This window comes from Micromonospora sp. URMC 106 (assembly GCF_051386395.1).
GTDB lineage: Bacteria > Actinomycetota > Actinomycetes > Mycobacteriales > Micromonosporaceae > Micromonospora.
The window spans coordinates 1-26,874 of record NZ_JBPQTP010000057.1 but is presented as its reverse complement, the minus strand read 5'-3'; the positions used below and the strand labels follow the sequence as shown (position 1 = coordinate 26,874).

General features: G+C 74.0%; 31 protein-coding genes. 14 read left to right on the top strand and 17 right to left on the bottom strand.

The genetic code is table 11. The annotated features are described in order from the left end of the window. The first annotated feature begins 68 nt into the window (after positions 1 to 68). Positions 69 to 764 carry a nucleotidyltransferase domain-containing protein gene (locus ACSNOB_RS18575; protein ID WP_436687811.1) on the top strand — a complete coding sequence of 232 codons (696 nt, stop codon included), beginning with the start codon at positions 69 to 71 and terminating at the stop codon, positions 762 to 764. A gap of 213 nt (positions 765 to 977) precedes the next feature. Then, positions 978 to 1,880 carry a GNAT family N-acetyltransferase gene (locus ACSNOB_RS18570; protein ID WP_436687793.1) on the top strand — a complete coding sequence of 301 codons (903 nt, stop codon included), beginning with the start codon at positions 978 to 980 and terminating at the stop codon, positions 1,878 to 1,880. Positions 1,881 to 1,925: 45 nt separating this feature from the next. On the opposite strand, the gene ACSNOB_RS18565 is transcribed toward ACSNOB_RS18570, so the two are convergent. The 5 genes from ACSNOB_RS18565 to ACSNOB_RS18545 all read right to left on the bottom strand — a co-directional run bounded on the left by ACSNOB_RS18565 (position 1,926) and on the right by ACSNOB_RS18545 (position 5,336). Beyond that, positions 1,926 to 2,663, bottom strand: coding sequence for an alanyl-tRNA editing protein (locus ACSNOB_RS18565; RefSeq protein ID WP_436687792.1), 738 nt, complete (start codon positions 2,661 to 2,663; stop codon positions 1,926 to 1,928). 11 nt (positions 2,664 to 2,674) lie between these two features. Next, positions 2,675 to 3,562: an alpha/beta fold hydrolase gene (locus tag ACSNOB_RS18560; RefSeq protein ID WP_436687791.1), complete on the bottom strand. Its 888-nt coding sequence runs from the start codon at positions 3,560 to 3,562 to the stop codon at positions 2,675 to 2,677. Next, positions 3,559 to 3,873 (bottom strand): DUF2516 family protein, encoded by a 315-nt coding sequence (locus tag ACSNOB_RS18555; RefSeq protein ID WP_393105968.1) that lies wholly within the window; start codon positions 3,871 to 3,873, stop codon positions 3,559 to 3,561. Before ACSNOB_RS18555 ends, ACSNOB_RS18560 begins: the two co-directional genes overlap by 4 nt. A 72-nt stretch (positions 3,874 to 3,945) precedes the next feature. Further along, entirely contained in the window at positions 3,946 to 4,704 is a 759-nt protein-coding gene (locus ACSNOB_RS18550; RefSeq protein WP_436687790.1) for a hypothetical protein, read from the bottom strand. Then, complete coding sequence (locus ACSNOB_RS18545; RefSeq protein ID WP_436687789.1) at positions 4,701 to 5,336, bottom strand: helix-turn-helix domain-containing protein; 636 nt, start codon at positions 5,334 to 5,336, stop codon at positions 4,701 to 4,703. The genes ACSNOB_RS18550 and ACSNOB_RS18545 overlap by 4 nt, the downstream gene beginning before the upstream one ends. 111 nt (positions 5,337 to 5,447) lie before the next feature. Here ACSNOB_RS18545 and ACSNOB_RS18540 point away from each other — a divergent pair, with 111 nt between their 5' ends. Further along, entirely contained in the window at positions 5,448 to 6,245 is a 798-nt protein-coding gene (locus tag ACSNOB_RS18540) for an alpha/beta fold hydrolase (protein WP_436687788.1), read from the top strand. Between the two features lie 64 nt (positions 6,246 to 6,309). Here ACSNOB_RS18540 and ACSNOB_RS18535 read toward each other — a convergent pair whose 3' ends face one another. The 4 genes from ACSNOB_RS18535 to ACSNOB_RS18520 form a co-directional block, all read right to left on the bottom strand. Then, a complete protein-coding gene (locus ACSNOB_RS18535; RefSeq protein ID WP_436687787.1) occupies positions 6,310 to 7,269 on the bottom strand; it encodes an asparaginase in 960 nt (319 codons plus the stop codon). A 94-nt stretch (positions 7,270 to 7,363) separates the two neighbouring features. After that, the gene (locus tag ACSNOB_RS18530) at positions 7,364 to 8,206 is read right to left on the bottom strand and encodes a 3-keto-5-aminohexanoate cleavage protein (protein WP_393105978.1); all 843 of its coding nucleotides are present in this window, start codon (positions 8,204 to 8,206) and stop codon (positions 7,364 to 7,366) included. Positions 8,207 to 8,298: 92 nt separating this feature from the next. After that, a complete protein-coding gene (gene ygfZ, locus ACSNOB_RS18525; RefSeq protein ID WP_436687786.1) occupies positions 8,299 to 9,411 on the bottom strand; it encodes a CAF17-like 4Fe-4S cluster assembly/insertion protein YgfZ in 1,113 nt (370 codons plus the stop codon). Then, positions 9,408 to 9,836, bottom strand: coding sequence for a Fur family transcriptional regulator (locus ACSNOB_RS18520; RefSeq protein WP_393105982.1), 429 nt, complete (start codon positions 9,834 to 9,836; stop codon positions 9,408 to 9,410). Before ACSNOB_RS18520 ends, ygfZ begins: the two co-directional genes overlap by 4 nt. A 114-nt stretch (positions 9,837 to 9,950) precedes the next feature. Between ACSNOB_RS18520 and ACSNOB_RS18515 the strand changes: the two genes are divergently transcribed. Next, positions 9,951 to 10,799 (top strand): aminotransferase class IV, encoded by an 849-nt coding sequence (locus tag ACSNOB_RS18515; RefSeq protein ID WP_436687785.1) that lies wholly within the window; start codon positions 9,951 to 9,953, stop codon positions 10,797 to 10,799. Positions 10,800 to 10,844: 45 nt separating this feature from the next. Here the strand turns inward: ACSNOB_RS18515 and ACSNOB_RS18510 are convergent, their stop codons facing one another. Together ACSNOB_RS18510 and mtfM are read right to left on the bottom strand one after the other, a co-directional pair. Further along, positions 10,845 to 11,438, bottom strand: a complete 594-nt coding sequence (locus tag ACSNOB_RS18510) for an FABP family protein (protein ID WP_436687784.1) — start codon at positions 11,436 to 11,438, stop codon at positions 10,845 to 10,847. A gap of 39 nt (positions 11,439 to 11,477) precedes the next feature. Further along, positions 11,478 to 11,582, bottom strand: coding sequence for a small membrane protein MtfM (gene mtfM / locus ACSNOB_RS18505; RefSeq protein WP_267897534.1), 105 nt, complete (start codon positions 11,580 to 11,582; stop codon positions 11,478 to 11,480). Between the two features lie 12 nt (positions 11,583 to 11,594). On the opposite strand from mtfM, the gene ACSNOB_RS18500 reads away from it, so the two are divergent. From ACSNOB_RS18500 to ACSNOB_RS18490, 3 genes are read left to right on the top strand one after another with little or no spacing between them, the layout of a single operon-like run. Then, on the top strand, positions 11,595 to 11,969 hold the full coding sequence (locus tag ACSNOB_RS18500; protein ID WP_350706940.1) for a DsrE family protein: 375 nt from the start codon (positions 11,595 to 11,597) through the stop codon (positions 11,967 to 11,969). 55 nt (positions 11,970 to 12,024) lie between these two features. After that, entirely contained in the window at positions 12,025 to 12,405 is a 381-nt protein-coding gene (locus ACSNOB_RS18495) for an SCP2 sterol-binding domain-containing protein (protein ID WP_436687783.1), read from the top strand. Continuing rightward, positions 12,402 to 14,459 (top strand): amylo-alpha-1,6-glucosidase, encoded by a 2,058-nt coding sequence (locus ACSNOB_RS18490; protein WP_436687782.1) that lies wholly within the window; start codon positions 12,402 to 12,404, stop codon positions 14,457 to 14,459. The genes ACSNOB_RS18495 and ACSNOB_RS18490 overlap by 4 nt, the downstream gene beginning before the upstream one ends. An 8-nt stretch (positions 14,460 to 14,467) precedes the next feature. Here the strand turns inward: ACSNOB_RS18490 and ACSNOB_RS18485 are convergent, their stop codons facing one another. From ACSNOB_RS18485 to ACSNOB_RS18460, 6 genes are all read right to left on the bottom strand, one after another. After that, complete coding sequence (locus ACSNOB_RS18485; protein ID WP_436687781.1) at positions 14,468 to 15,325, bottom strand: hypothetical protein; 858 nt, start codon at positions 15,323 to 15,325, stop codon at positions 14,468 to 14,470. A gap of 208 nt (positions 15,326 to 15,533) precedes the next feature. After that, the gene (locus tag ACSNOB_RS18480; protein WP_393105996.1) at positions 15,534 to 15,857 is read right to left on the bottom strand and encodes a DUF1416 domain-containing protein; all 324 of its coding nucleotides are present in this window, start codon (positions 15,855 to 15,857) and stop codon (positions 15,534 to 15,536) included. Positions 15,858 to 15,860: 3 nt separating this feature from the next. Continuing rightward, the gene (locus ACSNOB_RS18475; RefSeq protein WP_393105998.1) at positions 15,861 to 16,709 is read right to left on the bottom strand and encodes a sulfurtransferase; all 849 of its coding nucleotides are present in this window, start codon (positions 16,707 to 16,709) and stop codon (positions 15,861 to 15,863) included. Positions 16,710 to 16,917: 208 nt separating this feature from the next. Then, positions 16,918 to 16,995, bottom strand: a complete 78-nt coding sequence (locus ACSNOB_RS18470; RefSeq protein ID WP_311202345.1) for an Ms5788A family Cys-rich leader peptide — start codon at positions 16,993 to 16,995, stop codon at positions 16,918 to 16,920. Between the two features lie 150 nt (positions 16,996 to 17,145). After that, the gene (locus ACSNOB_RS18465; protein WP_393106000.1) at positions 17,146 to 17,934 is read right to left on the bottom strand and encodes an LmeA family phospholipid-binding protein; all 789 of its coding nucleotides are present in this window, start codon (positions 17,932 to 17,934) and stop codon (positions 17,146 to 17,148) included. Positions 17,935 to 18,012: 78 nt separating this feature from the next. Further along, positions 18,013 to 19,074, bottom strand: coding sequence for a hypothetical protein (locus ACSNOB_RS18460; protein WP_436687780.1), 1,062 nt, complete (start codon positions 19,072 to 19,074; stop codon positions 18,013 to 18,015). A gap of 245 nt (positions 19,075 to 19,319) precedes the next feature. Here ACSNOB_RS18460 and ACSNOB_RS18455 point away from each other — a divergent pair, with 245 nt between their 5' ends. The 7 genes from ACSNOB_RS18455 to pstB all read left to right on the top strand — a co-directional run bounded on the left by ACSNOB_RS18455 (position 19,320) and on the right by pstB (position 26,720). Further along, complete coding sequence (locus ACSNOB_RS18455) at positions 19,320 to 20,039, top strand: winged helix-turn-helix transcriptional regulator (RefSeq protein WP_393106004.1); 720 nt, start codon at positions 19,320 to 19,322, stop codon at positions 20,037 to 20,039. 110 nt (positions 20,040 to 20,149) lie between these two features. Continuing rightward, complete coding sequence (locus tag ACSNOB_RS18450; RefSeq protein WP_436687810.1) at positions 20,150 to 21,070, top strand: polysaccharide deacetylase family protein; 921 nt, start codon at positions 20,150 to 20,152, stop codon at positions 21,068 to 21,070. Positions 21,071 to 21,243: 173 nt separating this feature from the next. Further along, positions 21,244 to 22,170, top strand: a complete 927-nt coding sequence (mshD, locus tag ACSNOB_RS18445) for a mycothiol synthase (RefSeq protein WP_436687779.1) — start codon at positions 21,244 to 21,246, stop codon at positions 22,168 to 22,170. A gap of 420 nt (positions 22,171 to 22,590) precedes the next feature. Continuing rightward, entirely contained in the window at positions 22,591 to 23,697 is a 1,107-nt protein-coding gene (gene pstS, locus ACSNOB_RS18440; RefSeq protein ID WP_436687778.1) for a phosphate ABC transporter substrate-binding protein PstS, read from the top strand. A gap of 52 nt (positions 23,698 to 23,749) precedes the next feature. After that, positions 23,750 to 24,841, top strand: coding sequence for a phosphate ABC transporter permease subunit PstC (gene pstC, locus ACSNOB_RS18435; RefSeq protein WP_393106010.1), 1,092 nt, complete (start codon positions 23,750 to 23,752; stop codon positions 24,839 to 24,841). Continuing rightward, positions 24,838 to 25,923, top strand: a complete 1,086-nt coding sequence (pstA, locus tag ACSNOB_RS18430; protein ID WP_436687777.1) for a phosphate ABC transporter permease PstA — start codon at positions 24,838 to 24,840, stop codon at positions 25,921 to 25,923. Before pstC ends, pstA begins: the two co-directional genes overlap by 4 nt. Positions 25,924 to 25,943: 20 nt before the next feature. Continuing rightward, positions 25,944 to 26,720: a phosphate ABC transporter ATP-binding protein PstB gene (pstB, locus tag ACSNOB_RS18425; protein WP_350684604.1), complete on the top strand. Its 777-nt coding sequence runs from the start codon at positions 25,944 to 25,946 to the stop codon at positions 26,718 to 26,720. The last annotated feature ends 154 nt before the right edge of the window (positions 26,721 to 26,874 follow it).

The following is a 26,874-nucleotide window of genomic DNA, read 5'->3' as shown; positions in this document are numbered from 1 at the left end:
GCCGTCCGCGACGCCCGACAGCCGAAGTCCGGTTTCGCGAAGCCGTGTCGTCCGGCATGCTCGCCGGCATGCACCTGCTGCTCTCCGGGATCGTCGGCTCGGTCGCGTACGGGCTGGCCGGGCCGGGCTCCGACGTCGACCGGATCGGCGTCTTCGCCGCGCCCACCGTCGCGTTCCACGGCCTGCGCCCGCCCCGCGAGTCGGTGGTGACCACCGACCCCGACACCACCCTGCACGAGGCGGCGAAGTGGTGCCGCCTGGCGCTGAGCGGCAACCCGACCGCCACCGAGCTGGCCTGGCTGCCGGACGACTGCTACGAGACCCGGACGGAGCTCGGCGACCGGCTGGTCGCCATCCGCTCGGCGTTCCTCAGCGCGCCCCGCGTCCGCGACGCCTACCTCGGGTACGCGGGCCAGCAGTTCCGCAAGCTGGAGTCCCGGGGCGACGGCACGTTCTCGGCCGACACCCGGCGGCGGACCGCCAAGCACGCCCGGCACCTGGCTCGACTGGTGCACCAGGGCCGGTTGCTCTACGCCACCGGCGTGCTGGAGATCCGGCTCGCCGACCCGGGGTGGTTCCGGGCGTTCGGCGAGCGGGTGGCCGGCGGCGAGCTGGGCGAGGCGCGCACGCTGCTCGCCGAGGCGGAACGCGACTTCGACCGCACCCGCTCCCCGCTGCCGGACCGCCCGGACGAGGCCACCGTGGAACGCTGGCTGCTCGACGTCCGCGCGGCCCACCTGCCGCCCGGGCTGACCACCCGCTGACCCGCACTCCCACTGCCAGCCCGGGGACCGGCCGGAAGACGATCGCCGGAAAGCAGTTGGAGCGGCCGGGGCGCCGCTGCTAGCCTGCTCGCGCGTCCTCGATCTTGGAAGGGAGGTGGGCACCGTGTCCATCACGACATCGCTGTGCTCCCGCCCGGTCACGAGGACGCCACGGTCCTGAGCCGGGAGCACGTCAGACCCGGAAGGATCCGCATGACCGATCTGGTCATCCGCCCGCTCACCGCGGGCGAGGAAACACTGTTCGACTCGCTGCCCGACCCCGGACTGGTGGGCCGCGCCGCGTTCGGTGACAACTACTCCGACATGGCCGCCGACGGTCAGTACCGTCCCGAGTGGAGCTGGGTCGCCCTGCGCGAGGGCAAGGTGGTGGCCCGCGCCGCCTGGTGGGGCGGGCCGGACGACGACGCGCCGCTGGCCCTCGACTGGTTCGACTTCACCGACCGGGAGGCGGCGGTCCGGCTGTTGCGGACCGCGCCGCTGCGGGCCGAGTACTCCCTGTCCCTGCCGCCCGGCTGGCGGGACGACCCGGCCGTCCGCGCGCAGGCCGAGGCCCGGATCGACGCCGCGACGGCCGCCGGCATGTCGCTGCTCGTCGAGCGGTACCGGTACCGCTGGACACGGGAGTGCGGGCTGCCCGCCCGGCCCGGGCGGCTGGAGTTCCGCCCGGAGCCGGACGACGCCGTGATCCTCGACGTGCTGCGCCGCATCGGCGAGGAGAGCCTCGACGCGCACACCCGCCGTACCGCCGCCGAGCACGGGCCGGACGCGGCGGCGCAGGAGGAACTCGACCTGCTGCGCTGGCTGCCGAGCCCGCGCGACTGGTGGCGGCTGGCCTGGACGCCGGCGGGCGAACTGGCGGGCATCACCGTGCCGGCGCGCAACCACAGCGACCCGATCGTGGGCTTCGTCGGCGTGGTGCCGGAACAACGCGGGCACGGCTACGCGTACGACCTGCTGGTCGAAGCCACCCACCTGCTGGTCGAGGCGGGGATGGACGAGATCGTGGCGGCCACCGACCAGACGAACCACCCGATGGCCGCCGCCTTCGCCCGGGCGGGCTACCCGATCGAGCGGGAACGCATCGATCTCGTGTGACGGCAGACTCCCGGCGCCGGTGCCCCGGCGCCGGGAGTCACCGGGTCAGTCGGCCAGCCGGACGCGGATCCGGCGGTTGGCGCGGCCCTTGCTCTCCACCTTGACCACCTGCACCTTGCCGATCTGGGCGGTGGAGGCGACGTGTGTGCCGCCGTCCGCCTGGACGTCCAGGCCGACGATGTCGACGATCCGGACCTCCTGCTCGTCGGGCGGGATCAGGTTGGACTGGGTCCGGATGATGTCCGGCAGGGCGAGCGCCTCGGCCCGGGGCAGCACCCGCACGGCGACCGCCCGGTCGGCGGCCACCTCGGCGTTGACCAGCTCCTCGATGCGGCTCTTGAAGTCGGGCGGCACCTCGGGGAGGTTGAAGTCCATCCGGGCCTCGCCCGGCTCCATGTTGCCGCCCGTGACGAGCGCGCCGAAGTCGCGGAACACCACCCCGCAGAGGACGTGCAGCCCGGAGTGGGTCCGCATCAGCCTGGTCCGCCGCTCGTCGGCCACCGCGCCGGTCACCGCGGTGCCGGCCGGCGGCAGCGGGTCGCCCTCGGCCGGGATCAGCCAGAGGTCGTCGCCCTTGCGGGTGCCGACGATCCGGGTCTGCACCCCCTGCCAGAGCAGTACGCCGTGGTCCGGCGGCTGTCCGCCGCCGCCCGGGTAGAACGCCGACCTGTCCAGCACGATGCCCTGCTCCGGGTCGGCGTGCAGCACCGTGCACTCCCACTCCCGCAGCGTGGGGTCGGCGAGGTCCAGCCGGTGCGTACGACCGTGGTGTGTGACGCCCATGTCAGGGCACGTTACTCGTTGAGGAAGGCGGAAATCCGGCTGCGCAGGTCGGCGCGTTCGGTCCAGAGGAAGCCGGGCCGGTCGTACACGTGCAGTGTCGCCCGGGGCAGCGCGGCCGCGAGCTGCTCGGCGACCTCGGCCGGGTGCAGGTCGTCGCCGGCGCAGCCGATCACCAGGGCGGGCGCGGTGACCGCGGCCAGCGCCCCGGCGTCGCGCAGCGGCGCCTGCTCGGGCAGGCTCGCCAGCCCGGGGGCGAGCCCGTCGCGGAGGAGCTGGTCGAGCCGCTGGCGCAGGTAGGCCCAGCCGGCCGGGGTGTTGCGCACGGCGGGCGGCAGCTCGGTCTGGACCACGTCGGCGACGGCGGAGGCGTCCCCGCTCTCGACGGCGTCGAACAGCGCGGTCAGCCGGGCCCGGGCGACCTCGCCGCGCGGCCGGTCCAGCACCGCGGGCAGGAAGAAGACCAGCCGCTCGAAGCGCTCGGGGCTCTCGGCGAGCAGCCGGCACAGCGCGCCGGCGCCGAGGCTGGCGCCGAAGGCCCGGGTGGCGCCGCCCAGGTCGGCGACCGCGCGCAGGTCGCGGGCGAGGTCCAGGTAGCTCCACGGGCCGGGCGGCGCGTCGGAGCGGCCGTGCCCGCGGAACTGGAAGAAGAGCCTTCGGCCGGTCACCCCGCTGCCGAAGGGCCGGGTGGTGGCGATGCCGTTGCCCAGCCCGTGGGCGAACACCGTGGTCGGGTCACCCGCCCCGGTGACGAGTTGCTCCAGTCGTACGCCGTGCGGCGTGGCGACCAGCTCGGTCTCCGGCTCCGGCAGGGCCGGCCGGCCGGTGCGCGGGGCGCCCGGGCCGGGACCCCAGGTGCGGGGCCCGCCGTCGGGCGGGGGCGGCCAACGGAAACCCCTCACCAGGACCCTCTGCCGTCGTTCAGCTCGCGCAGGCCGACCCGGACGTCGAGCAGGTAGATGAGGCCCGCCGCGATGCCGATCAGTCCGAAGAGGCTGATCGGGCCGAAGCCGAGCAGGGTCAGCACCAGGCAGACCGCCAGGATGGCGATCCAGCCCCCCTTGGGCAGCGTGCCGATGGCGGCGAAGGCGTCGGAGCGCTGGGTGATGGCGTGCACCAGGGCGACGCCCTGCACGATCAACGCGAAGACGAGCAGGATCAGCTCGATCACGTAGCGAACTTCGAAGGCGAAGAGCGGCGCGGCGTAGGCCATGACGGCAAGCTTATGCCGGCGACCCCGCAAACGTCCGACAGGACGCCTCCGGGGTCGCCGGCACAGCGGGAACTACTCGGCGGCCGGACGCGTCCGCCTGGTGGCCCGGGGCAGCTTCGCCGACGGGGTGGCGGCCGGCTTGGCGGCGGCCTTGGTGGCACGCGGAGCCCGGGTCGCCTTCTTCGCGGCGGCCGGCTTGGCCTCCACGATCTCGGCCACGTCGGCCGGGGTCGGCACCTCGGCGGTGGCCGGGACCGGCGCCGCGGCGGTGACCGGGGCGGTCGGCTGGGCCGGCACCGGGGCGGTCGGCTTCGCGGCGACCTCGGCCGGCTCGACCTCGGCCTCGGTGGCCTCGATGTCGGCGTTCACGGTCTCGGCGGCCTCCAGCACGCCGGCGCCGACGACCCGCTCACCGCGGGCGACCAGGGCGACGTACGCGGCCTGCGCCCGCTCCTGCGCGGCCTGGGCGCCGGCGACGACCACGGCGGCGTTCCGGGTCGCCACCTCGCGCAGCTTGTCCAGGTCGGCGACCTCGCGCAGCTTGTTCAGGTCGGCGACCTCGCGGAGGCGCTTCAGGTCGAGGTCGGCCGGGACCGCCTTGTCCCGCAGGCCGCCGGCGGTCAGGTTCGCCGTGCGCAGCGTCTCGTTGGCCTTCTGGCGCAGCTCGACGCCGGTGACGACGGCCTTGCCGCCCAGGTCGGCGACGACCTTGGTGCCGAGGCCGCTCACCACGGCGGGGAGCTTGCGGAGCTGCTCCAGGGCCAGCTCGCCGGCGCCGGCGGCGGCGTAGATCGGGGCCGGGATGCGGTGGGTCTTCGGCTGGGTCATCACTTCTCCTCTTCGGCCGCGTCGGCGACCTTCTTCGCGGGGGTGTCGGTCGGAGCGGGGGCGGAGCCGGCCTCGGTGACGGCGACCGACTCGAGGACGGCCTCGGTCGGGGTGCCCTCCGGCGTGGTGGGTCCGGTGGCGGCGAGGTTCGCCAGGTCCGGCGCCTGGGCGACCTCCGGCGCGCCCGCGCCCCGGGTGGCGCCGGTCGGGGTGGCGCCGGCCTCGGCGCCGGTCGGGCTGGCGCCGGCCTCGGCGCCGTCCAGCGCGGTGGCGGCCGCGGTCGCCTCGGCGAGCCGCGCGTTCTCCCGCCGGAACGTCTCGTAGATCTGGGTGAGCGACTGCTTCTGCGCCATTGTCAGGTCGGGGTCGACCGCGATGGCCGCCAGCACGCCCTGACCCTCCTTGTCGTCGAGCAGCCCGGCGCGCAGGTACATCGCCGGCGTGGAGACCCGCAGCGCGCTGGCCAGCTGCTGGAGCACCTCCGCGCTCGGCTTGCGCAGGCCGCGCTCGATCTGGCTGAGGTACGGGTTGCTGACCCCCGCCTGCTCGGCGAGCTGCCGGAGCGAGATCTTCGCGTTGCGGCGCAGATCGCGAATGAACCCGCCGACGTCGGGAAGGTCCTTACCAGTGGCCATGCCTCGACGCTAACCGGCGCTGCTAACTCTTGCAAGCAAAACGCTAACCAGAGTTAGCGACGTCTCATATGCGGTTGCGCGCCCGGCCTCCCCGTACGTTAGGTTCCCCCGATGACCAAGATCGAAGTGAACGGCGCACTGCTGGCGTACGACGACGCCGGCAGCGGCAGCCCCGTGGTCCTGCTGCACGCCGGCATCGCGGACCGCCGGATGTGGCGGGAACAGCTCGGCCCGCTGGCCGAGCGGCACCGGGTGATCGCCCTGGACCTGCGGGGCTACGGCGACTCGGAGCTGCCGCCCGCACCGTTCGCCCACCACGACGACGTGGCCGGGCTGCTCGACGCGCTGGACCTCCCCCGGGCCGCCCTGGTCGGCTGCTCGTTCGGCGGCGCGGTCGCGATCAACACCGCGCTGGCCCACCCGGACCGGGTCACGGCGCTCGCCCTGCTCGGCAGCGCCGTGACCGGGCACGAGTGGTCCGAGGAGGCGAACGGCCTCTGGGAGACGCTGGTGGGCGACGTCGACCAGGAGGACTTCGCCGCCACCGCCGCCGGGGAGGTGCGCTTCTGGGTGGTCGGCCCCGGCCGCCGCCCGGAGGACGTCGACCCCGAGCTGGTCGCCTTCGCCCGCGAGATGGACCAGCGGGCGCTCGCCGCCGAGCTGGCCCTCAGCGCGGTGGACGTCGCCGAACTGGACCCGCCCGCGATCGGACGCCTCGGCGAGCTGCGGATGCCCGTCCTGGTCACCGCGGGCGCCGCGGACGTGCCCGACATCAGCCGGCTCGCCGACCGGATCGCGGCCGAGGCGGCGGACGCGACCCGGCTGCCCGACGTGCCGGACGCCGCCCACCTGCTGCCGCTGGAACGCCCCGCCCCGGTCAACGCCGCCCTGCTCGACTTCCTGCCCTGACCCGTGGCGGCCCGCCGGGTGCCGGCCGGGTCGGAGGCGGTCACCGCCCGGCGCGGCGGCGTGGTTACCAGAGGGGGCGTACGCCGCCGACCGGGAGGCCGCCGCCGAAGAGCGGCGCCTCGGCGTACTCGGCCAGCACCGGGGCGTCCAGGCCGAGCCGGCGCAGGGCGGAGACCAACACCGGCATCCGGGCCCGGCCCGCCCCATCGTCGATCTTGAGGGCGACCGCCCCGACCCCGGGTACCGCCGCCGCGATGACCCCCTCGGCGCCCACCTTGGCGAGCAGCCCGGGGACGCCGCGCATCAGCCGGGTGTCGTCGGCCTGCGTGCCACCGACGATCTCCGGGTGGGCGCGCATCGCGTCGGCCACCGTCCTCGGCACGGAGCCCGGCTCCGCCGAGACGAGCCGCTGGTACGCCCCGGCGAGGCCGGTCAGCGACACCGCGAGCACCGGGGCACCGCAGCCGTCCACCCCGACCGCCGCCACCCGCTCACCGGTGAACTCCTCGACCGCGTCGCGGAGCCGCTGCTGCAGCGGGTGCTCCGGGCGCCAGTAACCGTCCAGCGGCCAGCCGGCGGCCAGGCAGGTCAGCAGCATCCCGCTGTGCTTGCCGGAGCAGTTCATCTGCGTACGGGTGGGACCGCCGCCGGCGCGCAGCACGGCGGCCCGCGCGTCCTCGCCCACCGGCAGCTCCGGCGGGCAGTGCAGCGCCGACTCGTCCAGCCCGGCGCCGGCCAGCAGCGCGCCGACCCGGTCGAGGTGGAAGTCCTCCCCGGCGTGGCTGGCCGACACCAGCGCCACGTCCGCCGGGTCGGTCAGCGACAGCCCGGCGCGGAGCATCCCGACCGCCTGCATCGGCTTGTTGGACGAGCGCGGGAAGACCGGGGAGGTCACGTCCCCGGCGCCGGCCACCGTCGCGCCGTCGGCGTCGAGCACCACCACCGAGCCCCGGTGCACGCCCTCCACGAACCCGGACCGGACCACCTCGGCGAGCGGCACGCCGCCCTCGTACGTCTTTCCCACGGTGTGGACGGTACCGATCGCCCGGTGGCCCCCGGCAGGCGGGTGACCAGGACGTCGGCGCCCCGGCGTACAGGAGTGCGGGCGGGACCGCCGCTTACCGCCCGGCGGCTGGCACGCCGAGCAGCTCACGCGCCTCGGCGGTGGTCAGCGGCGGCCGCTGGGCGAGCTGGGCGAAGCCGACCGCCCGGGCCACGAGCTGCATGTTGGACTCCACCGGGCGGCCCTTGGCGTAGGTCACGGTGTCCTCCATGCCGACGCGCAGGTGCCCACCGGCCGAGAGCGACGCCAGCATCACCGGGATGGTGCTGCGGCCGATGCCGGTGGCCGAGAAGGTCGTGCCCTCGGGCAGGTCGCGAAGCGCCTGGTGGGCGGCGACCAGCGCCGCCGTGGTCCCCGGCATGCCGCCCGGCACGCCCATCACGAAGTCGACGTGCACGTGCCCGCCCGCCGGCAGGCCGTACTTGCCGAGCAGCCGCTGCAGGGCCGTCAGGTGGCCGAGGTCGAAGATCTCGTACTCCGGCACGATGCCGCGCTCCTGCATCCGGGTGTGCAGGTCGACGATGAACTCCCAGCGGTTGAGGAAGACGTCGTCGCCGAAGTTGAGGGTGCCCATCGTGCAGGAGGCCATGTCCGGCCCCGCGTCGAGCACGGCGAGCCGGTCGGCCTCCGGGTCGGTCACCGCGCCGCCGGAGGAGAGCTGCACGATCAGGTCGGTGCTCTGCCGCAGCGCCGCCACGGTCTCCCGCAGCCGCCCCTGGTCCAGGGTGGGCTTCGCCTCGTCGTCGCGGATGTGGACGTGGATCACGGCGGCGCCGAGCGCCTCGCACTCCTTGGCGGTGAGCAGCAGCTCGTCGAGCGTCACCGGCAGCGCCGGCACCTCCGCCTTGGCCGACTCCGCGCCGGTGGGGGCAACCGTGATCAACGTCCCTGTCGTCATGCCCGGATCCTAGACCGAGGTCCGGGAGCCAGTCGACCGGAACTTTTCCGGCCTCAGCGCCGCGAAGGAGAGATTCTTTCGCCGCCCGGGGGCTAGGCCGGATCGATCGCGGCGGCGGTCTCGCCCACCAGGAGGCGGGCGTCGTCGGCCACGTTGCGCTTGACCACGGCCAGGGCGACCTGACCCAGCTCGTGGTGGTGCACGGCGGTGCCGACGAAGCCGACCGCCCGGCCGTCGAGGGTCACCGGCGTACCGGCGACCGGCGGCTGGTCGGTGGTGACCCCGTCCAGGTGCAGCAGGACGAGCCGGCGCGGCGGCCGGCCCATGTTGTGCACCCGGGCCACGGTCTCCTGGCCCCGGTAACAGCCCTTGTCCAGGTGCACGGCCGGGGCGACCAGGTCCACCTCGGCCGGGATCGTCCGGTGGTCGGTGTCCACCCCGACCCGGGCCCGCCGGGCGGCCACCCGCACCGCCTCGTACGCCCACAGCCCGGCCACCGGCACCCCGTTGCCGCGCAGCTCCGTGACCACCTGCTCCATCGCGGCCCGGGGGACCAGCAGGTCCACGCCCAGCGGGCCGCGCCGCGCCCACCCGCCGACCGGGAGCGGCTTGACGTCGTAGAGCGCGGTCGGCCGGGGCGGGACCTCGCCGGAGCGGAACTTCGGGCCCGGCACCGCGACCACGTCGGGCGCCGCCAGCCCGGTCACGCCGAGCGTCTCCACCGCGGCGGGGGCCTGGGGCCCGACCAGCGAGAGCAGCGCGTGCTCGCCGGTGACGTCGCGCGGCTCGACCTTGCTGAAGAACCGCATCCGCTCCAGGTACGACAGCAGGCCGGTGGTGGCGCCGGGCTCGGTGTCGAGCCAGGTGGTGATGCCGTCCTCGGCCACCATGGCGTGCTGCTCGACGTGCCCGTGCGGGGAGAGCACCAGCAGCTCGGTGCCCTGACCGGCGGTGAGCTGCGCCAGGTGCTGGGTGGTGAGGGTGTGCAGCCAGCCGATCCGCTCCTCACCCGGCACCGCGACGACGCCCCGGTGCGAGCGGTCGACCAGGCCGACGGCGGTGTCGAGGGTGCGCTGCTCGCGCATCGGGTCGCCGTAGTGCGCGGCCACCCCCCGGACGCCGGCCGCCGCGTGCGCCGGCTCGGGCTGGTCCCGGCTGGCCTCGTCGATGCTCTCGACGCTCACCGCGCCCGCGATGTCGATCATTTCGGGTCCCCGTTCTCGCAGCGGTCGCAGACGCCGAAGAGGGAGACGTGGCCGATGTCCACCCGGAACCCGCGCTGCTGCGCCAACTGGTCGACCAGCGGGCGCAGCAACTCCGGATCGATCTCGTCGATCGCGCCGCACTCCCGGCAGACAAGGTGGACGTGCTGGTCCTCGCCGGCCGCGTGGTAGGTCGGCGAGCCGTGCGAGAGGTGGGTGTGGGTGACCAGGCCGAGCCGTTCCAGCAGCTCCAGCGTGCGGTAGATGGTGGTGATGTTGACCCCCGCGGCCACTTCCCGGACGGCCGTGTGCACCTGCTCCGGGGTGGCGTGCCCCAGGTCCAGCACGGCCTGGAGGACCAGTTGCCGCTGCGCCGTCAGCCGCAGCCCACGGGCGCGGAGCATTTCCGCGAGGGAGGATTCGGACACCGTCCGATCATAGTTCGCCCGGACGCCCCGGCCGCCGGCTCGACGGGCCGCCGCCGCGTTCGTCCCGCCGCGCCGGCCGCCGGGTCGCCGGGTCCGCCGCTACGCTCGGCGGTCATGGTGGCGTCGAGGATCGCCGTGCCGGGGCGCGGGCTGGTGCCGCCCGGGGAGCCGGTGCTGCGCGGCGACGACCGGGGCGTGCTGCACGGCGACGGCCTCTTCGAGACCATGCACCTGCGGGGCGGGCGGCCGTGGCTGCGCGACGCGCACCTGGCCCGGCTGTCCCGGGCGGCGGCGGCCGTCGAGCTGGCGCTGCCCCCCGCCGGCGTGCTGGTCGACCTGCTGGAGACCGTGAGCGCCGGTTGGCCGGCCGAGGTCGAGGGCGCGCTGCGGCTGGTCTGCACGCGGGGCCCGGAGGGCGGCGGCCCGCCGAGCGTCTACGCCACGCTGGGCGAGGTGCCGGCGGCGACCCGGACGGCCCGGCGGGACGGGATCACCGTCGCCACCCTGCCACTCGGCGTGGCGGCGGGGGCCCGCGCCGCACTCGACTGGCTGCCCGCCGGGATCAAGTCCACCTCGTACGCGGTGAGCACCGCCGCCCGCCGCTGGGCCGCCCGCAACGGGGTGGACGACGCGCTCTGGATCTCCTCCGACGGGTACGTCCTGGAGGGGCCCACGGCAAACGTGGTGTGGCTGGCCGACGACACCCTCTGCACCGTGCCCGCCGCCGGGACCGGCATCCTGCCGGGCGTGACGGCGGGCTGGCTCCTCGCAAACGCCGACGAACTGGGCCTGCGCGCCGACGAGCGCCTGGTCACCCCGGCCGAGCTGCGCTCGGCCGACGGCGTCTGGCTCACCTCGTCCGTCCGCGGCCTGGCGGAGGTCCGCACCCTGGACGCCGTCCCGCTGCGTCGCTCCCCGCGCACGCCCGCGCTCCAGGCCCTCCTGGCCTTTCCCCTTCCCTGACCCGCCCCGGATCCGCGGGATCCGGGGCGGACGGGCGGGGCCGGGTCAGCCCGCTACGCGGGTGAGGCGGGCGGAGAGGTGCGGCGAGAGGCCGTGGCCGACGGCGGCCATCTCCTGGGCGTAGAGCAGCGCGCCCTCGACGATGCCGAAGAGGCGGTGACCGGCGGTGACCTCCTTGGCGGTGGCCGTGCGGACCACCGCGTCGGTCACGAACTCCAGCTGCGTGCCCTTGCGCTTGCCGATGTGCAGCTCCATCACCCCGGTCGGGGTCGTCATCAGCGCTTCCAGCTCGTCGGTGACCCGGTCACCGTCCATCACCGGCCGCCACCAGCCCACCTCGCGCCCGGCCGGGCGGACCGGCTTGCTCTGCTCGTCCAGCAGCCAGGCGCGCGACTCGTAGAACAGGAACGGTCGGCCGTCGTGGCTGATCCGGATCTCCTGGGCGTAGTCGAAGTCCTCGATCGTCGGGAAGCCGCCCCGGCCACGGCCGCGCCACACCCCGATGTACGGCAGCAGGCCGTCCAGCGACGGGTGCAGCTTCGGGCCGACCCGCAGGTCGTGGCTCTCCTCGAAGGGGTACGGGTCGACCGGCGGCGCGTTCAGCCACGGCGGCGGCTGCAGGGGGTTCTCGTCGCTCACCGGTTCACTCCGCCTCTCCCCGCCAGCGGCCACCACAGCTCACCAGCGTCCTCTCGATATGCGTACGGCAAGGTAGACCAGGCCACCGGCGAGCGCGCCCAGACCGGCGACCAGCAGGCTGACGAACCCGATCTCGGTAACCATCGCGACCATCCTATGCTGGGCCCCATGGCTCGCACTCTGGTCGTCAAGGCCACCGCCGGCGCCGACGCCCCCGAGCGGTGCGCCCAGGCATTCACCGTCGCCGCCACCGCGGCCGCCGCCGGGGTGCACGTGTCGCTCTGGCTGACCGGGGAGTCGACCTGGTTCGCGCTGCCCGGCCGGGCGCAGGAGTTCGAGCTGCCGCACTCGGCGCCGCTGGCCGAGCTGCTGCACGTGATCCTCACCACCGGCACCGTGACCGCCTGCACCCAGTGCGCCGCCCGGCGGGACATCGGCCCGGACGACGTGCTGCCGGGCGTGCGCATCGCCGGCGCGGCGGTCTTCGTCGAGGAGGCGATGGCCGAGGGGGCGCAGGCGCTGGTCTACTGAGGGCCGCACCTCCGATACCGGCCCGGCAACTCGGGCCAATGCCTACGATTCGGGTGTGAGCGAGGCGACGGAGCGGTTCTTCGAATCACTGCCGGCGCGCGCCCCGCACGTGCTGCGCGGTCCGGTCAACGGGACCATGCAGATCGACCTCGCCCGCGGCAACCAGACGGTGCACTGGGTGGTCCGGATGCAACCGGGCGCGATCGAGGTGAGCCGCCACCGGGGGCCGGCCGACGCGATCTGGTACACCAGCGAGGACCTGTTCGACCGGCTCGTCACCGGGCGCGCCCAGGCGATCTCGACGGTGCTGCGCAACGAGAGCAGCTTCAGCGGCGACGTCGTGCTCTTCCTGGCCTTCCGGCGGTTCTTCCCCGAGCCGCCCGACACCCGCGACCCCCGCGAGGTCGCCCGCGAACAGGCCGGGCGGCTGCGATGAAGGACCTGGTCAGCATCCTGGACGGCAACACCTTCCTGGTCAGCGACCGGCACGGCGACATCGAGCCGTCCCTCGACTTCCCGACCGGGCTCTTCTCGTTCGACACCCGGTACCTCTCCACCTGGATCCTGACCGTCGACGGCGAGCGGCTGCACGCGCTCTCCGTCGACGACGCGGAGTCCTACCGCACCCGCTTCTTCCTGGTCCCCGGCGAGCCGACCCACTACCTCGACGCGAAGGTCTCGGTGATCCGGAGCCGGGCCATCGGCGGCAGCTTCGAGGAGGAGCTGACCCTGCTCAACCACGCCGGAGAGGAGATGGAGTTCACCGTCCGGCTCGACATGGGCGCCGACTTCGCGGACGTCTTCGAGATCAAGCACGTCCGGCGGAAGAAGGGTCGCACCATCGCCACCACCGGCGACAAGGACCTGCGCCTCACGTACCGCCGGGAGGGCTTCCACCGCGAGACGGTGATCAGCACCAGCGCGCCCGCGGACATCGGGGTCGCGGGGATGACGTTCCGGATCCGGGTCGGCCCGCACAGCGAGTGGACGACCCGGCTGCACGTGTCGACCGTCGTCTACGGGGCCCGCGGCGAGGACATCCGGGCCAACCTGCCGCTCTACGGGGGCAGTCGCAACCCGGCCGCGATCCAGACCGAACAGAACGAGCTGATCGAGCGGGCGCCGAAGCTCGGCTGCGACTGCCAGCCGCTGGCCGGGGCGTACCGGCAGAGCCTGAACGACCTGGCGGCGCTGCGCTACGAGTCGATCGCCCTCGGCGTACGCCTGATGGCCGCCGGCCTGCCGTGGTTCATGACCCTGTTCGGCCGGGACAGCATCATCACCTCGCTCCAGGTGGTGCCCTTCCTGCCGGAGCTGATCCCGGCGACCATCCTGATGCTGGCCGGTCTGCAGGGGCACCGCATCGACGACTTCCGGGACGAGGAGCCGGGCAAGATCCTGCACGAGCTGCGCTACGGCGAGACGGCGGGCTTCGAGGAGCAGCCCCACTCCCCGTACTACGGGGCGGCCGACTCCACGCCGCTGTTCGTCATCCTGCTCGACGAGTACGAGCGGTGGACCGGCGACGCCGGGCTGGTGCGGCAACTGGAGGCGAACGCCCGCGCGGCCCTCGCCTGGATCGACACGTACGGCGACCTGCTCGGCACCGGGTACATCTGGTACCGGACCCGCAACCCGGACACCGGGCTGGCGAACCAGTGCTGGAAGGACTCCTGGGACTCGATCTCCTACCGCGACGGCCGGCTACCGGGCTTCCCCCGCGCCACCTGCGAACTCCAGGGGTACGCGTACGACGCGAAGATCCGTGGCGCCCGGATGGCCCGGTTGTTCTGGGGCGACCCCGCGTACGCCGACCGGCTGGAGCGGGAGGCGGCCGAGCTGAAGATGCGGTTCAACCGGGACTTCTGGATCCCGGAGCGGGAGTACTACGCGCTCGCCCTCGACGCCGACGGCCGGCACGTGGACGCGCTCAGCTCGAACATCGGGCACCTGCTCTGGAGCGGCATCGTGGACGAGTCGCGCGCCGGACGGATCGCCGAGCACCTGCTGGGGCCCCGGCTCTTCTCCGGCTGGGGGGTCCGGACCCTCGCCGACGACCAGGGGCGGTACAACCCCGTCGGCTACCACGTGGGGACCGTGTGGCCGTTCGACAACTCGCTCATCGCCTGGGGCCTGTGGCGGTACGGGTTCCGCAGGGAGGCCGGCCAGATCTGCGAGGCGATGCTGGCCGCGTCGCGGTTCTTCGGCGGGCGGCTGCCGGAGGCCTTCGCCGGCTACGAGCGCGACCTGACCGAGTACCCGGTGGAGTATCCGACCGCGTGCAGCCCGCAGGCCTGGTCGGCGGGGACGCCGCTGCTGCTGCTCCGGGTGATGCTGGGGCTGGAGCCGCAGGGTGAGCACCTCATCATCGACCCCGCCGTGCCGGAGGGGATGGGGCGCGTCGAGCTGCTCGACATCCCCGGCCGCTGGGGGCACGTCGACGCCCTCGGGCGCAGCCGCCGCCCGCGCGACCAGGCCCCGCGCCACTGACCGTCGGGTCAGGCGGCGCAGCCGGTGTTGGCGGAGACGACGACGCGGTCGCCCGTCAGGTCGGCGACGACGACGACGGCGCCGTGCCGGTAGGCGTACGCCTGCGCGGTGTCCAGCAGCGAGGGGCGGGCGACGGGGGCGAGCGCGGCGGCCGGGGACGGCGGGGCCGGGACGGCGGCCGCGCGGGCGGTGCGGACGGTGCCGCCGGCGGGGCAGGGCGCCACGACCAGCGTGGGGGCCGGATCGGCCGGAGCGCCGAACGCCCGCAGCGCCGCGGCCAGGGCGTCGGCCTGCTCGCCGTCGGCGGCGACCGCCGGCGCGGCGTAGCCGGCGCCGACCGGCCGGCAGCCCGTGTCGGCGGTCAACCGGACGCGACCGTCGGCCTCGATCCCGCCGGCGACGGTGACGAACTCGCCCGCGTCGGCGCGCAGCCGGGGGCCGTCGTCCGAGGTCACCCGGACACCGGCCCGCCAGCGCTCGGGGAGCCGGTCGGCGACCCGCTCCAGCAGCGCCCGCTCCAGGCCCACGGGGACGAACACGTCCACCCCTCGGGTCAGGACGGCGCCGTCGGCGAACGGGGTGACCCGGCAGCCCCGCTCGATCTCGGGCGGGGTCAGCACGGCGGTGTCGCCGGCCGCCGCGACCAGCTCGCCGACCGCGCGGTCGACGACCGGGCCGGCCTCGGCCAGGGAGCGCTGCTCGCGGACGGTCGGCGGGTCGTCCCGCACCGACGTCCAGGTGAGCGCCGCCAGCAGCACCGCCCAGGCCACGGTGGCGGCGAGCAGCCAGGGCAGCCACCGCCGGGGGGACGCCGGCCGGTCGGGACCGGTCGGCGGGGCCTGCCCCGCCTCTACGACACCGTTCACGACATCATCGTGTCACGTCGGCGGCCCGCCCCCAGGAGACGGTCGCGGTCCGGCGACCACGCCGGCCGGGAAGGGTCGTGCCCGCGAACCGCCCGGAGACGGTCGCGCTCCGCGCCCGCGCCGGCCGAGAGGATCGTGCCGGCGCCCGGGGACGGTCGTGGCCCGCACCCTCGGCGAGGGGCGGGCCACGGGCCGATCAGAGCGTGGGTCAGGAGGCGACCGTGACGGCGACCTCGTTGATGCCCCGGCCGGCGGTCACGGCGGTGTCGCCGTTGCCGTGCCGGGACAGGGCCCGCAGGGTCCAGGTGCCCGGCGCGGCGAAGAACCGGAACTGGCCGGCCGGCGAGGTCACCACCTCGGCGGTGAACTCACCGGTCGAGTCGAGCAGTCGGACGTACGCGCCCGGGACGGCCTCGCCCTCGTCGGACCGGACGACGCCGGTGATCACCGTCTCCTTCTCCAGGTCCAGGCTCGCGGGCAGCGGGGCTGCCTGGTCGGGAGCGGCGCAGCCGGCAGCGGTGGGTGCGGTCATGGCTCAGGCCTCCCCGGGCTCGTCGCCGAGCGCGACCGGCACGCCGACCAGCGAGCCGTACTCGGTCCAGGATCCGTCGTAGTTCTTCACGTTGCGGTGCCCGAGCAGCTCCTGGAGCACGAACCAGGTGTGCGAGGAACGCTCGCCGATCCGGCAGTACGCGATGGTCTCCCGGCTGTCGTCCAGGCCCGCGTCGGCGTAGATCTTCCGCAGCTCGTCGTCGGACTTGAAGGTGCCGTCCTCGTTGGCCGCCTTCGACCACGGCACGCTGATCGCGGTGGGGATGTGCCCGGCCCGCTGCGCCTGCTCCTGCGGCAGGTGGGCGGGGGCGAGCAGCCGGCCGGCGAACTCGTCGGGGCTGCGCACGTCGACCAGGTTCTTGGTGCCGATCGCGGCCACGACCTCGTCGCGGAAGGCCCGGATGGAGGTGTCCGGCTCCTGCGCCACGTACTGCGTCGCGGGGCGGGTCACCGCGTCCTTGACCAGCGGGCGGGCGTCCAGCTCCCACTTCTTGCGGCCGCCGTCGAGCAGCTTCACGTCCCGGTGGCCGTAGAGCTTGAAGTACCAGTACGCGTACGCGGCGAACCAGTTGTTGTTGCCGCCGTAGAGGATGACGGTGTCGTCGTTGCCGATGCCGCGCTCGGAGAGCAGCGCCTCGAACTGGCTCTTGTTGACGAAGTCCCGGCGCACCGGGTCCTGCAGGTCGGTCTTCCAGTCCAGCTTGATCGCGCCGGCGATGTGGCCGGTGTCGTAGGCCGAGGTGTCCTCGTCGACCTCGACGAAGACGACGCCCGGGGCGTCGATGTTCTTCTCGGCCCACTCGGCCGAGACGAGTGCGGTGTCGCGACTCATCAGATCACTCCCTGGTGAGGATGGATGGTGAGCCAGCGCGCGGAAATCGATGCACATGATTGTCGCACCACGCGCGGGACCCATAGCGAGAAACGGATCACGGGTTCGTGCGACGGCGCCGCTGCCGGGCGTTCGGTGGGAGAGCACCGGGGGTACGCGGACCCTGAGTGCCACTGGCTGCGTCAGGCAGCCGAGGACAGCCCCGCCGTCAGATGACGGGGCGACACAGGCAGGTGGCCACGCGGCACAGGTCGACCGCGCGCCGTTTGGTGAGGAGCGTCCCCATGAGCAGGGAGCCTACCAGCCACGCCGGGGGACGCCAGCGGACCGACCAGCATCCGGGACGCGCCGCCGGGCCGCCGGCGGCGCGGCGGATGGCCGGGTCGGGGCCCGGCCGATGACCGGGACCAGGCCCAGCCGATGGCCGGGTCGGGGCTCAGCCGGTGGCGGAGTTGATGGGCACGTTCTTCGCGTCCGCCGTCACCGCCAGCCCTTCGGGCAGCGGCCGGACCTCCCGGACGGCGAGCTGGAACGGCAGCTCCGGCAGCGGCACGTTGACGGAGATGCTCTTGGCGTAGTTGTTGAGCAGCGTCCGGGCCAGCGGCACGTTCGGCAGCCCCTGGGCGTTCAGGTCGTTGAAGCGCAGCGCCACCTGCCCCTGGTCGCCGACCGTGATGTCGGCGGTGCCGGTCACGGTGAGCCGCTGGCCGAGGATGTCGACCGGCGCGGTGACGGCGAGCCGGCCGCCCTGCTCGCCGAGGGTCAGCCCCGGCCGGTCGAGCAGCTTGGCGAGGCTGTCGTAGCTGATGGTGCCGGTGCCGTCGACCGTCTCGGCGACCACCTCGCCCTGGCCGGAGCGGATCGTGTCCAGCGAGGCGCGGACGTCGCGGGCGTCCACGTCGAGCTTCGGCAGCGCGACCACGTCGCCCTGCACCGGGCCCTGCACGTCCCGCAGCCCGATGGTGATCCGCTCGTACCGGCCGTCGAGCACCTGGGTGAGGAACGGGAAGCCGCCGACCTCGACCTCGGGGGCCGAGGACTGCGCCCCCTGCTTGGCGATCTCCTGCCGGACCTGGTCGGCGATGGCCCGCTCGGCCACCCCGACCGCGACCCGGTCGGCCACGACGATCAGGCCGCCCAGCACCAGCAGCAGGACGACGAGGGTGATCAGCACCTTGCGCCCGCGTCGACGAGGCCGCTCCCCGTACGTGTGATCCTGCGCCACGCCGCCTCCTGTCGTGAGTGCCGGGTGCCGCACAGCGGCCCCCCGGTGGTACCCGAACGGACGAATGCCCAATCGCCGTCAGAGGACGAGCTTGCACATGGCGTACGCGGCCGGCGCGGCGAGGGCGAAGCCGCCGAGCGGCCCCTGCATGTGCCGGGCTACCCACATCGTCGGCGGCTCCCCCGCCATCAGGCGGCCCGCCTCGGCGTACCCCACGGCGAGGTCCGCCAGCACGGCGGCGACCGCCGCGACCAGCCCGATGATCGCGGCCTTCGTCGGGGTGAAGGGCGTCACCAGGTAGCTGCCGAGGACGGCGCTGACCAGCGTGCCGACCATCGCGCCGCCGACCACGCCGGCCGCGCCCCTCGGCACCTGCGGCGCCAGCCGCGGCCAGGGCGCCACCGCGTCGGTGAGCCGGGCGACGGTGAGCGCGACCCCGCTGGCGGTGAGGCAGACGGTGATGGCCTGGGTGCCGGCCGGAATCCGGCTGAGCGTGATCAGGGTGGCGAAGGCGACAACGCCCACCACGATCAGCAGGGTGCTGCCCAGGGAGTCGGTCACCCGCACGCGGTCGACCCGCCGGACGAGCTGGCCGAGCACCCCGAGGAGGAAGCCGCCCGCCGCGACGTAGCCCAGCGGGGCCAGGCCGGCGACGTCCGTCTGCACGGCGGCGGCGTCGGCCGCCACCGCGGCCACCCCGCTGACCAGGGCGACCAGCAGCAGCGCCGGCGGCCGCATGGCCATCGTCCAGGCCAGCACGAAGAGCAGTTGTACGCCGAAGATGATGCCCGCGAACGGCAGCCGGTGGCCGGGGCCGGAGGTCTGCGCCCCGAGCACCAGGCCGACCCCGAGCAGGATCGCGAACCCGGCGACGGACAGCGCGAGCTGGCGGCGCACCTCGACCGGCTCCACCGCCTCCTCGTCCGGCTCCGCGTCGGCCTCGTCGTCGGGCCGGCGCGGCGGCTCGCCACCGCGCCGGGCGCGACGCGGCCCGCCGCGTTCCCGACGGTCGCCGTCGTCGTCGGTGGCCGGCCCGGTGCGCGGCGCCGGCGGCTGGCCACGGGACGGGCCCGCCGGGCCCGGGCGGGGCCCGTCGGGCCACGGGTCGCGGCCGGTCTCGGGCGAGCTGGAGGGAAACACGCCCCGATCGTGCCAGACCGGCCGCCCCACGCGGAGGTCACGGTTTCGGCAACGTTAAAACCTGCGGCGCGATCACGGGCAAGCCGGGCAAACGGGAAAGGACGCGAAGGTGAAGCCGGGGTCATCCGTTAGGCTCAGACCGTTACCCGCCCGTCAGCGACGCCGGGACCCACGCAAGTTTCATCAGCGCCACATCCCCTTCGGGGTGCGCTGGTCGCGCGCGGCCGACGGCCGCCGGGACGGAGGTGATCGTGGAGATCCTGCTGCTGGTGACCGCGCGCGCAGGCGAACCATCCGCTGTGCTGCCGGCACTCGACCTGCTGCCGCACTCGGTCCGCACCGCGCCGCGCGACGTCCGCACCCTGGTCGCCGGCCCCAGCCCGGACGCGGTCCTGGTCGACGCCCGCTCCGAGCTGAGCGAGGCCCGGGCCACCTGCCGGATGCTGCACGCCACCGGGCTCGGGGTGCCGCTGGTCGCGGTGGTCACCGAGGCCGGCCTGATCGCGCTCAACGCCGACTGGGGCGTCGACGACGTCATCCTCGCCTCGGCCGGGCCGGCCGAGGTGGAGGCCCGGCTGCGGCTGGCGGTCGGCCGGCTGAGCAACGCGACCTCCGGCGCCGGCGGCTCGATCCGGGCCGGCGAGCTCACCATCGACCCGGACACCTACGCGGCCAAACTCAAGGGCCGCCCGCTCGACCTGACCTACAAGGAGTTCGAGCTGCTGAAGTTCCTGGCCCAACACCCCGGTCGGGTGTTCACCCGGGACCAGCTCCTGCGCGAGGTCTGGGGCTACGACTACTTCGGTGGCACCCGCACGGTCGACGTGCACGTCCGGCGACTGCGGGCGAAGCTCGGCTCCGAGTACGAGTCGATGATCGGCACCGTGCGGCAGGTCGGCTACAAGTTCGTGGTGCCGCCGTCCCGGTCGCTGCCGGAGGCGGAGCACGCACCCCTGCCCGTCTGATCCCGCACCCCATTCCGGGGGCTATTCCCCATATGCCCTTTTTGCACCGCTAGTCGGCTCTATTCTGACTGCCGGGTTTGCCGGGCAGAGAGGGAGGCGGCGTCGTGCGCATCGACCACGGGGGCGGCGGTTCGGCACGGACGGGCGCACTGAGACGGGATCCCTCGGCCGCCCGCGCCGTCGGCCTCGTCGCGCTGGTGGTGACCGTCCTGCTCGGCACGGCGTACGCGCTCGGGCGCAGCCTGGTGCCCGACCCGCCCGCCTCCAGCGTGACGACGAGCGCCACCGGCCCGCACTACGCCGACCAGCCGCCGGCGGACGACTCCCACCGAGGCACGCCCGGCGGGAACCGGAGCTCCGCACCGGCCGAGACCGGGCAGGACGGTGGCGCCGACCCGAGCGGCACACCGGGCGCGACCGGGACCGCCGGCCCGTTCGGCGCGCAGACCACCAGCGGCACCTCGCTGGTCGCCCTGACCTTCGACGACGGCCCGGACCCGCAGTACACCCCGCAGGTGCTCGCCCTGCTCCGCAAGCACGACGTCCGGGCCACCTTCTGCGTGGTGGGTGAGAACGCACAGAACCACCCGGACCTGATCCAGGCGATCGTGGCCGACGGGCACACCCTGTGCAACCACAGCTGGAACCACGACGTCAACCTCGGCCGCCGGTCACCGGAGGTCATCCGGGCGGACCTGCTGCGCACCAGCGCGGCGATCCGCGCGGCGGTGCCCGGCGCCCCCATCGCCTACTACCGCCAGCCCGGCGGCGCCTGGACCGGCTCCGTGGTGTCGGTGGCCCGGGAACTCGGCATGACGCCACTGCACTGGACGGTGGACCCGTCGGACTGGTCGGCGCCGGGGGCCGGCCGGATCGCCACGATGGTCGTCACCAACGTCGAACCCGGCTCGGTCGTGCTGCTGCACGACGCCGGCGGCGACCGGCAGGGCACAGTGGACGCGCTCTACCGCATCCTGCCGAGCCTGACCAGCCGGTTCCAGGTGGAGGCCCTCCCCGACGGCGGGACGTGAGGGCTCCACGTGGCGGCGCTCCCCGACGGCGGCGCGACGTGCGGTTGCCAGGTGCCGGCCTGCCCGGGGGCGGGTCGTGCGGCGCGCCCACGCCGGCGTGACGCCCGCTACACCACGCCGCGGAGCGCGCCGAGGTCGGCGGCGGCGACGACCGACCGGACTACGGTGACGGCATGAGCAGCGCCGAACCGACCAGCCAGCAGGTGACCCGGACCGACCGCCTCAGCCCCACGGAGATCGCCGACGTGCTCGCCCTCGCCCGGGCCGCCGGTGACGCCGACGGTGCGGACCCGTTCGACGAGCACGTCCTGCTCCGGCTGCGGGACCCGGACGCGGCCGCGGTGCACCTGACCACCCGGGCCGCCGACGGGACGCTGACCGGCTACGCCCACCTGGACACCACCGACGGCGACGCCGGGACCGGGGCGGAACTGGCGGTGCACCCGGCGTACCGGCGGCGCGGGACGGGCCGGGCGCTGGCCCGGGGCGTACTGGCGGCGGCCCCCGGCCCACTGCGGGTGTGGGCGCACGGCGACCACCCGTCGGCCGCCGCGCTCGGCGTCGACCTGGGCCTGCGCCGGGCACGGGTGCTCTGGCAACTGCGCCGGCCGCTGACCGCCCCGATCCCCGAGCCCCGGCTGCCGGACGGGGTGACGCTGCGCGCGTTCCGGCCCGGCGACGACGACGCGGCCTGGCTGGCGCTCAACGCGCGGGCCTTCGCCGAGCACCCGGAGCAGGGCCGCTGGTCCCCGGCCGACCTGCGGGTACGCCTCGCCGAGCCGTGGTTCGACCCGGACGGCTTCCTGCTCGCCGTCGAGGAGGCCACCGGCCGGCTGCTCGGCTTCCACTGGACGAAGGTCCACGAGCGGCCCGGTTCGGCGCGGATCGGCGAGGTCTACGTCCTCGGGGTGGACCCGGCGGCGCACGGCGGCGGGCTGGGTCGGGCGCTGACGGCGGCCGGCCTGGCGTACCTGCGGGACCGGCGGGGCCTGGACCGCGTCATGCTCTACGTGGACGAGTCGAACACCGCCGCGGTGGCCCTCTACGAGCGGCTCGGCTTCGCCCGCTGGTCCGCCCACGTGAACTACCAGTCGGCCTGACCGCCACCCGGCTCCCGGCTCACCTGGGGTGGCGAGCCGGGAGCCGGGCCGGCGCGCGCGTCCGCGGGCCGGCCCGCGCGGCGCGACGAGCCTCCTCCGGGCCGGCCCCCGCTCGGCGCGGCGGGTCCGGGGCCCGACCGGCGCGCGGGCCGGTCACCGCCGGATAACGGCGGCGCGTCGGCGAGATAACGGCTAACCGGGAAAATGCCCATACGTCCGACAGGGGCACCCGAGTTCACTTAACGGACAACTCACCCTCAGCAAGCGGTCACCTGCGCTGCCGCACCTGTTCACCCCCCGTTCACTTCTGACCGGCGAACCGGCTACCTGGCACTCCTAACTTTTGGACCAGCCGGTCAGCGCCGGCACCCCGGGCCCCCAATCCGGGTGCGAAGTCAGACGTGAAGGGATACCCCTCAGGTGAAGCTCCAGCGGCACGGCACTCTCGCCTGCCTCGCTCTTACCGCGACGCTCGCTCTCAGTGCATGCGGCTCGGACAACAACGAGTCCGCGAGCGGCGCCTCCGCCTCCGGGTCGGCCGCCGCGGCCGACTGCGCCACCGGCACGCTGAACGCCCAGGGCTCGTCGGCGCAGAAGAACGCCATGGACGAGTGGATCAAGGCGTACCAGCAGAAGTGCTCCGGCGCGAAGATCAACTACGAGCCGTCCGGTTCGGGCGCCGGCATCCAGGCCTTCATCGCCGGCACCGCCGACTTCGCCGGCTCGGACTCCGCCCTCAAGGAGGAGGAGCAGCCGCAGGCCAACGCCAAGTGCGTCGGCGGCGCCGCCATCAACCTGCCGATGGTGATCGGCCCGGTCGCCATCGCCTACAACGTCAACGGCGTGGACAACCTCCAGCTCAAGCCGGCCACCCTGGCGAAGATCTTCGCCGGCAAGGTGACCAAGTGGGACGACCCGGCGATCAAGGCCGACAACCCGGACGCCAAGCTGCCGTCGACCGCCATCAACGCGGTGCACCGCTCAGACTCCTCCGGCACCACCGACAACTTCACCGACTTCCTCACCAAGACCGCCGCGTCCGACTGGACCTTCGGCAAGGCCAAGGAGTGGAAGGCCCCCGGCGGCACCGGTGCGGCCAAGTCCGACGGCGTGGCCAGCGCCATCAAGAACCAGGACGGCACCATCGGCTACGTCGAGTGGTCGTACGCCGAGAACGGCGGCCTGAAGACCGCCAAGGTCGGCAACGGCGCGGGCGAGTTCGCCGAGCTGACCGCCGAGTCGGCCGGTAAGACCATCGCCGGCGCCGAGGTGGTCGGCCAGGGCGACGACCTCAAGATGAAGATCGACTACAACACCAAGGAGGCCGGGGCCTACCCGATCGTCCTGGTGACCTACGAGATCGTCTGCTCGAAGGGCCTGCCCGCCGACAAGCTGCCGCTGGTCAAGGGCTTCCTCGGCCACGCCGCCAGCACCGCGGGCCAGGCCGACCTGACGGAGCTGGGCTACGCCCCGCTGCCCGAGTCGGTCCGCACCAAGGTCGAGGCCGCGGTCAAGAACCTCGCCTGACCCGCCCTCACCGACACCGTCACCACCACCTCAACTCGAAGCGAGCGAGCAGATGGGTGAAACCCCTCACCGCTCGGCTGACGCCGGCACCGGCGGGACCCGCGTGACCGAAGGTCACGACCGGCCCGCCGGTGCCTCGGCGCGTCTGGCCGAGGCACCACTTCGCACCCGTACCCCGGGCGGAGCCGGGCTGGGCGGCGGCGGCGCGCTGCCGCGGGCCCGGGCGTTCGGCGCAGAGCGGGCCTTCCGCGGCCTCACCCTGGCCGCCGGCGTCGCCGTCCTGGTCATCATCGCCGCCATCGCGGTCTTCCTGATCGCCAAGGCCGTGCCGGCGCTGCGGGCCAACACCGAGGGCTTCTGGACGTTCGAGGGCTGGTTCCCGAACGACGCGGAGCCGAAGTTCGGCATCGGCGCGCTCGCCTTCGGCACCGTGCTCAGCTCCGCCCTGGCCCTGCTGATGGCGGTGCCGGTGGCCCTGGGGATCGCGCTCTACCTCTCCCACTACGCCCCGCGCCGGCTCGGCACCACCCTGGGTTTCCTGATCGACCTGCTGGCCGCGGTGCCGAGCGTGGTCTTCGGCCTCTGGGGCCGGGACGTCTTCATCAACCCGGTCCGGGACTTCTCCGCCTGGCTGAACACGTACTTCGGGTGGATCCCGATCTTCGGCGGCGACGGTCCGTTCGGCAAGTCCATCATGCTGGGCGCGCTGGTCCTGGCGATCATGGTGCTGCCGATCATTACCTCGCTCTCCCGCGAGGTGTTCACGCAGACCCCGACCGCCAACGAGGAGGCGGCCCTCGCCCTCGGCGCCACCCGTTGGGAGATGATCCGCACCGCGGTGCTGCCGTACGGCCGCCCCGGCATCGTCGCCGCGGTGATGCTCGGCCTGGGTCGGGCGCTCGGCGAGACCATCGCCCTGGCGATGACCCTCGGCATCACCTTCAACATCTCGTTCAACCTCATCGAGAGCGGCGGCAACACCATCGCCGCCAACATCGCCAACACGTTCGGCGAGGCGAACGACACGGGTCGGGGCGCGCTGATCGCCTCGGGCCTGGTGCTCTTCGCCATCACGCTGATCGTCAACATCACGGCGCGGGCGATCATCCACCGCCGCCGGGAGTTCACGGAGTCGGCCGCATGACCACCACCGCCTCGCACCGCACCCGCCCGCCGGCGCAGCCGGCCACGCTGCGGGCCCGCCGACTGCCGAAGTACGCCGCACCGGCCATCGCCGCGGCCGCCCTCCTGGTCGCCGCCGCGGCCGTCTACGGCGCCGGCATCGGCGGCCCGGTGCTGGTCGTGGTGCTCGGCGCGCTGCTCTACCTGGTCGGCCTCTTCGCCGCGGCGAACCGGGTCGAGGGGCGCCGGTCGGCGCGCAACCGCACCTGGAGCGCGCTGATCCACTCCGCGTTCGTGCTGGCCGTCCTGCCGCTGGCCTCGGTGGTCTGGACGCTGGTCAGCAAGGGCGCCGAGCGGCTCGACGCCGACTTCTTCCTCACCTCGATGAACAACATCGGCGCCCGCGACCCGAACGGCGGCGCCTACCACGCGATCGTCGGCACGCTCCAGCAGGTCGGCATCGCGGCCCTGATCACCGTCCCGCTCGGCATCCTCTGCGCCATCTACGTCGTCGAGTACGGCCGGGGCCGGTTCGCCTTCACGATCCGGTTCTTCGTGGACGTCATGACGGGCGTCCCGTCGATCGTGGCCGGCCTGTTCGTGCTGGCGTTCTGGGTGCTGATCGTCTCGCCGTGGTTCAACGACGGCCGGCCGAGCTTCTCCGGTTTCGCCGCCGCGCTCGCGCTGAGCGTGCTGATGCTGCCCACCGTGGTCCGCTCCACCGAGGAGATGCTGCGTCTCGTCCCGGCGCCGCTGCGCGAGGGGGCGTACGCCCTCGGCGTGCCGAAGTGGAAGACCATCCTGCGGGTCGTGCTGCCGACCGCGCTGCCGGGCATCGTCACCGGCGTCATGCTCGCCATCGCCCGCGCGGCCGGCGAGACCGCCCCGGTGCTGCTCGTCGCCGGCGGCGGCGCGGCGATCAACTTCAACCCGTTCGAGAACAACCAGTCGTCGCTGGCCCTCTTCGTCTACCAGCAGGCCGGTGACGCGTCACGGTACGCGCCGGCGCGGGCGTGGACCGCGGCACTCACCCTGGTCGCCCTCGTGCTGATCCTGACCGTCGCGGCGAAGCTGCTGGCCCGTCGCAACCGGCTCGGCCGATGAACCCCGGAGGTACCACCACCATGGCCAAGCGCATCGAAGCCTCGAACGTCACCGCCTACTACGGCGCCTTCAAGGCGATCGAGAACATCAACCTGACGGTCGAGCCGAAGACGGTGACCGCCCTGATCGGCCCGTCCGGCTGCGGCAAGTCGACCTTCCTGCGGTCGATCAACCGGATGCACGAGGTGCTGCCCGGCGCCCGGGTCGAGGGCAGCCTCACGATCGACGACCAGGACATCTACGACCGGGACGTGGACGTCACCGCGGTCCGGCGCATGATCGGCATGGTCTTCCAGCGGCCGAACCCGTTCCCCACCATGAGCATCTTCGAGAACGTGGTGGCCGGCCTGCGGCTCAACGGGGTCCGCAAGAAGTCGATCCTGGACGAGGCGGCCGAGAAGGCACTCCGCTCGGCCAACCTCTGGGACGAGGTGAAGGACCGGCTCGGCAAGCCCGGCGCGGGCCTCTCCGGCGGTCAGCAGCAGCGGCTCTGCATCGCCCGGACCATCGCGGTCGAGCCGCAGGTCGTGCTGATGGACGAGCCCTGCTCTGCGCTCGACCCGATCTCCACGCTGGCCATCGAGGACCTGATGTTCCAGCTCAAGGACAAGTTCACCATCATCATCGTCACGCACAACATGCAGCAGGCCGCCCGCGTCTCGGACCGGACCGCCTTCTTCTCGATCGAGAAGACCGGCGACCCCGGCCGCCTCATCGAGTACGACAACACGCAGAAGATCTTCAGCAACCCCGGCGTGAAGAAGACCGAGGACTACATCACCGGCCGCTTCGGCTGAGCCGCTCGGTCCGTCCGCCGGCGTCCCGCCCTCCGTCCCGGGCGGGGCGCCGCCGGCCCCGTTTCCGAACCCGGTCCGCCGCCGGCCCGCCGGTCCGCCACCCGGAACGGGGGGGCGCGCGGCAACCGGCCGCGCGGGCGGGCGGGTGCGCGGG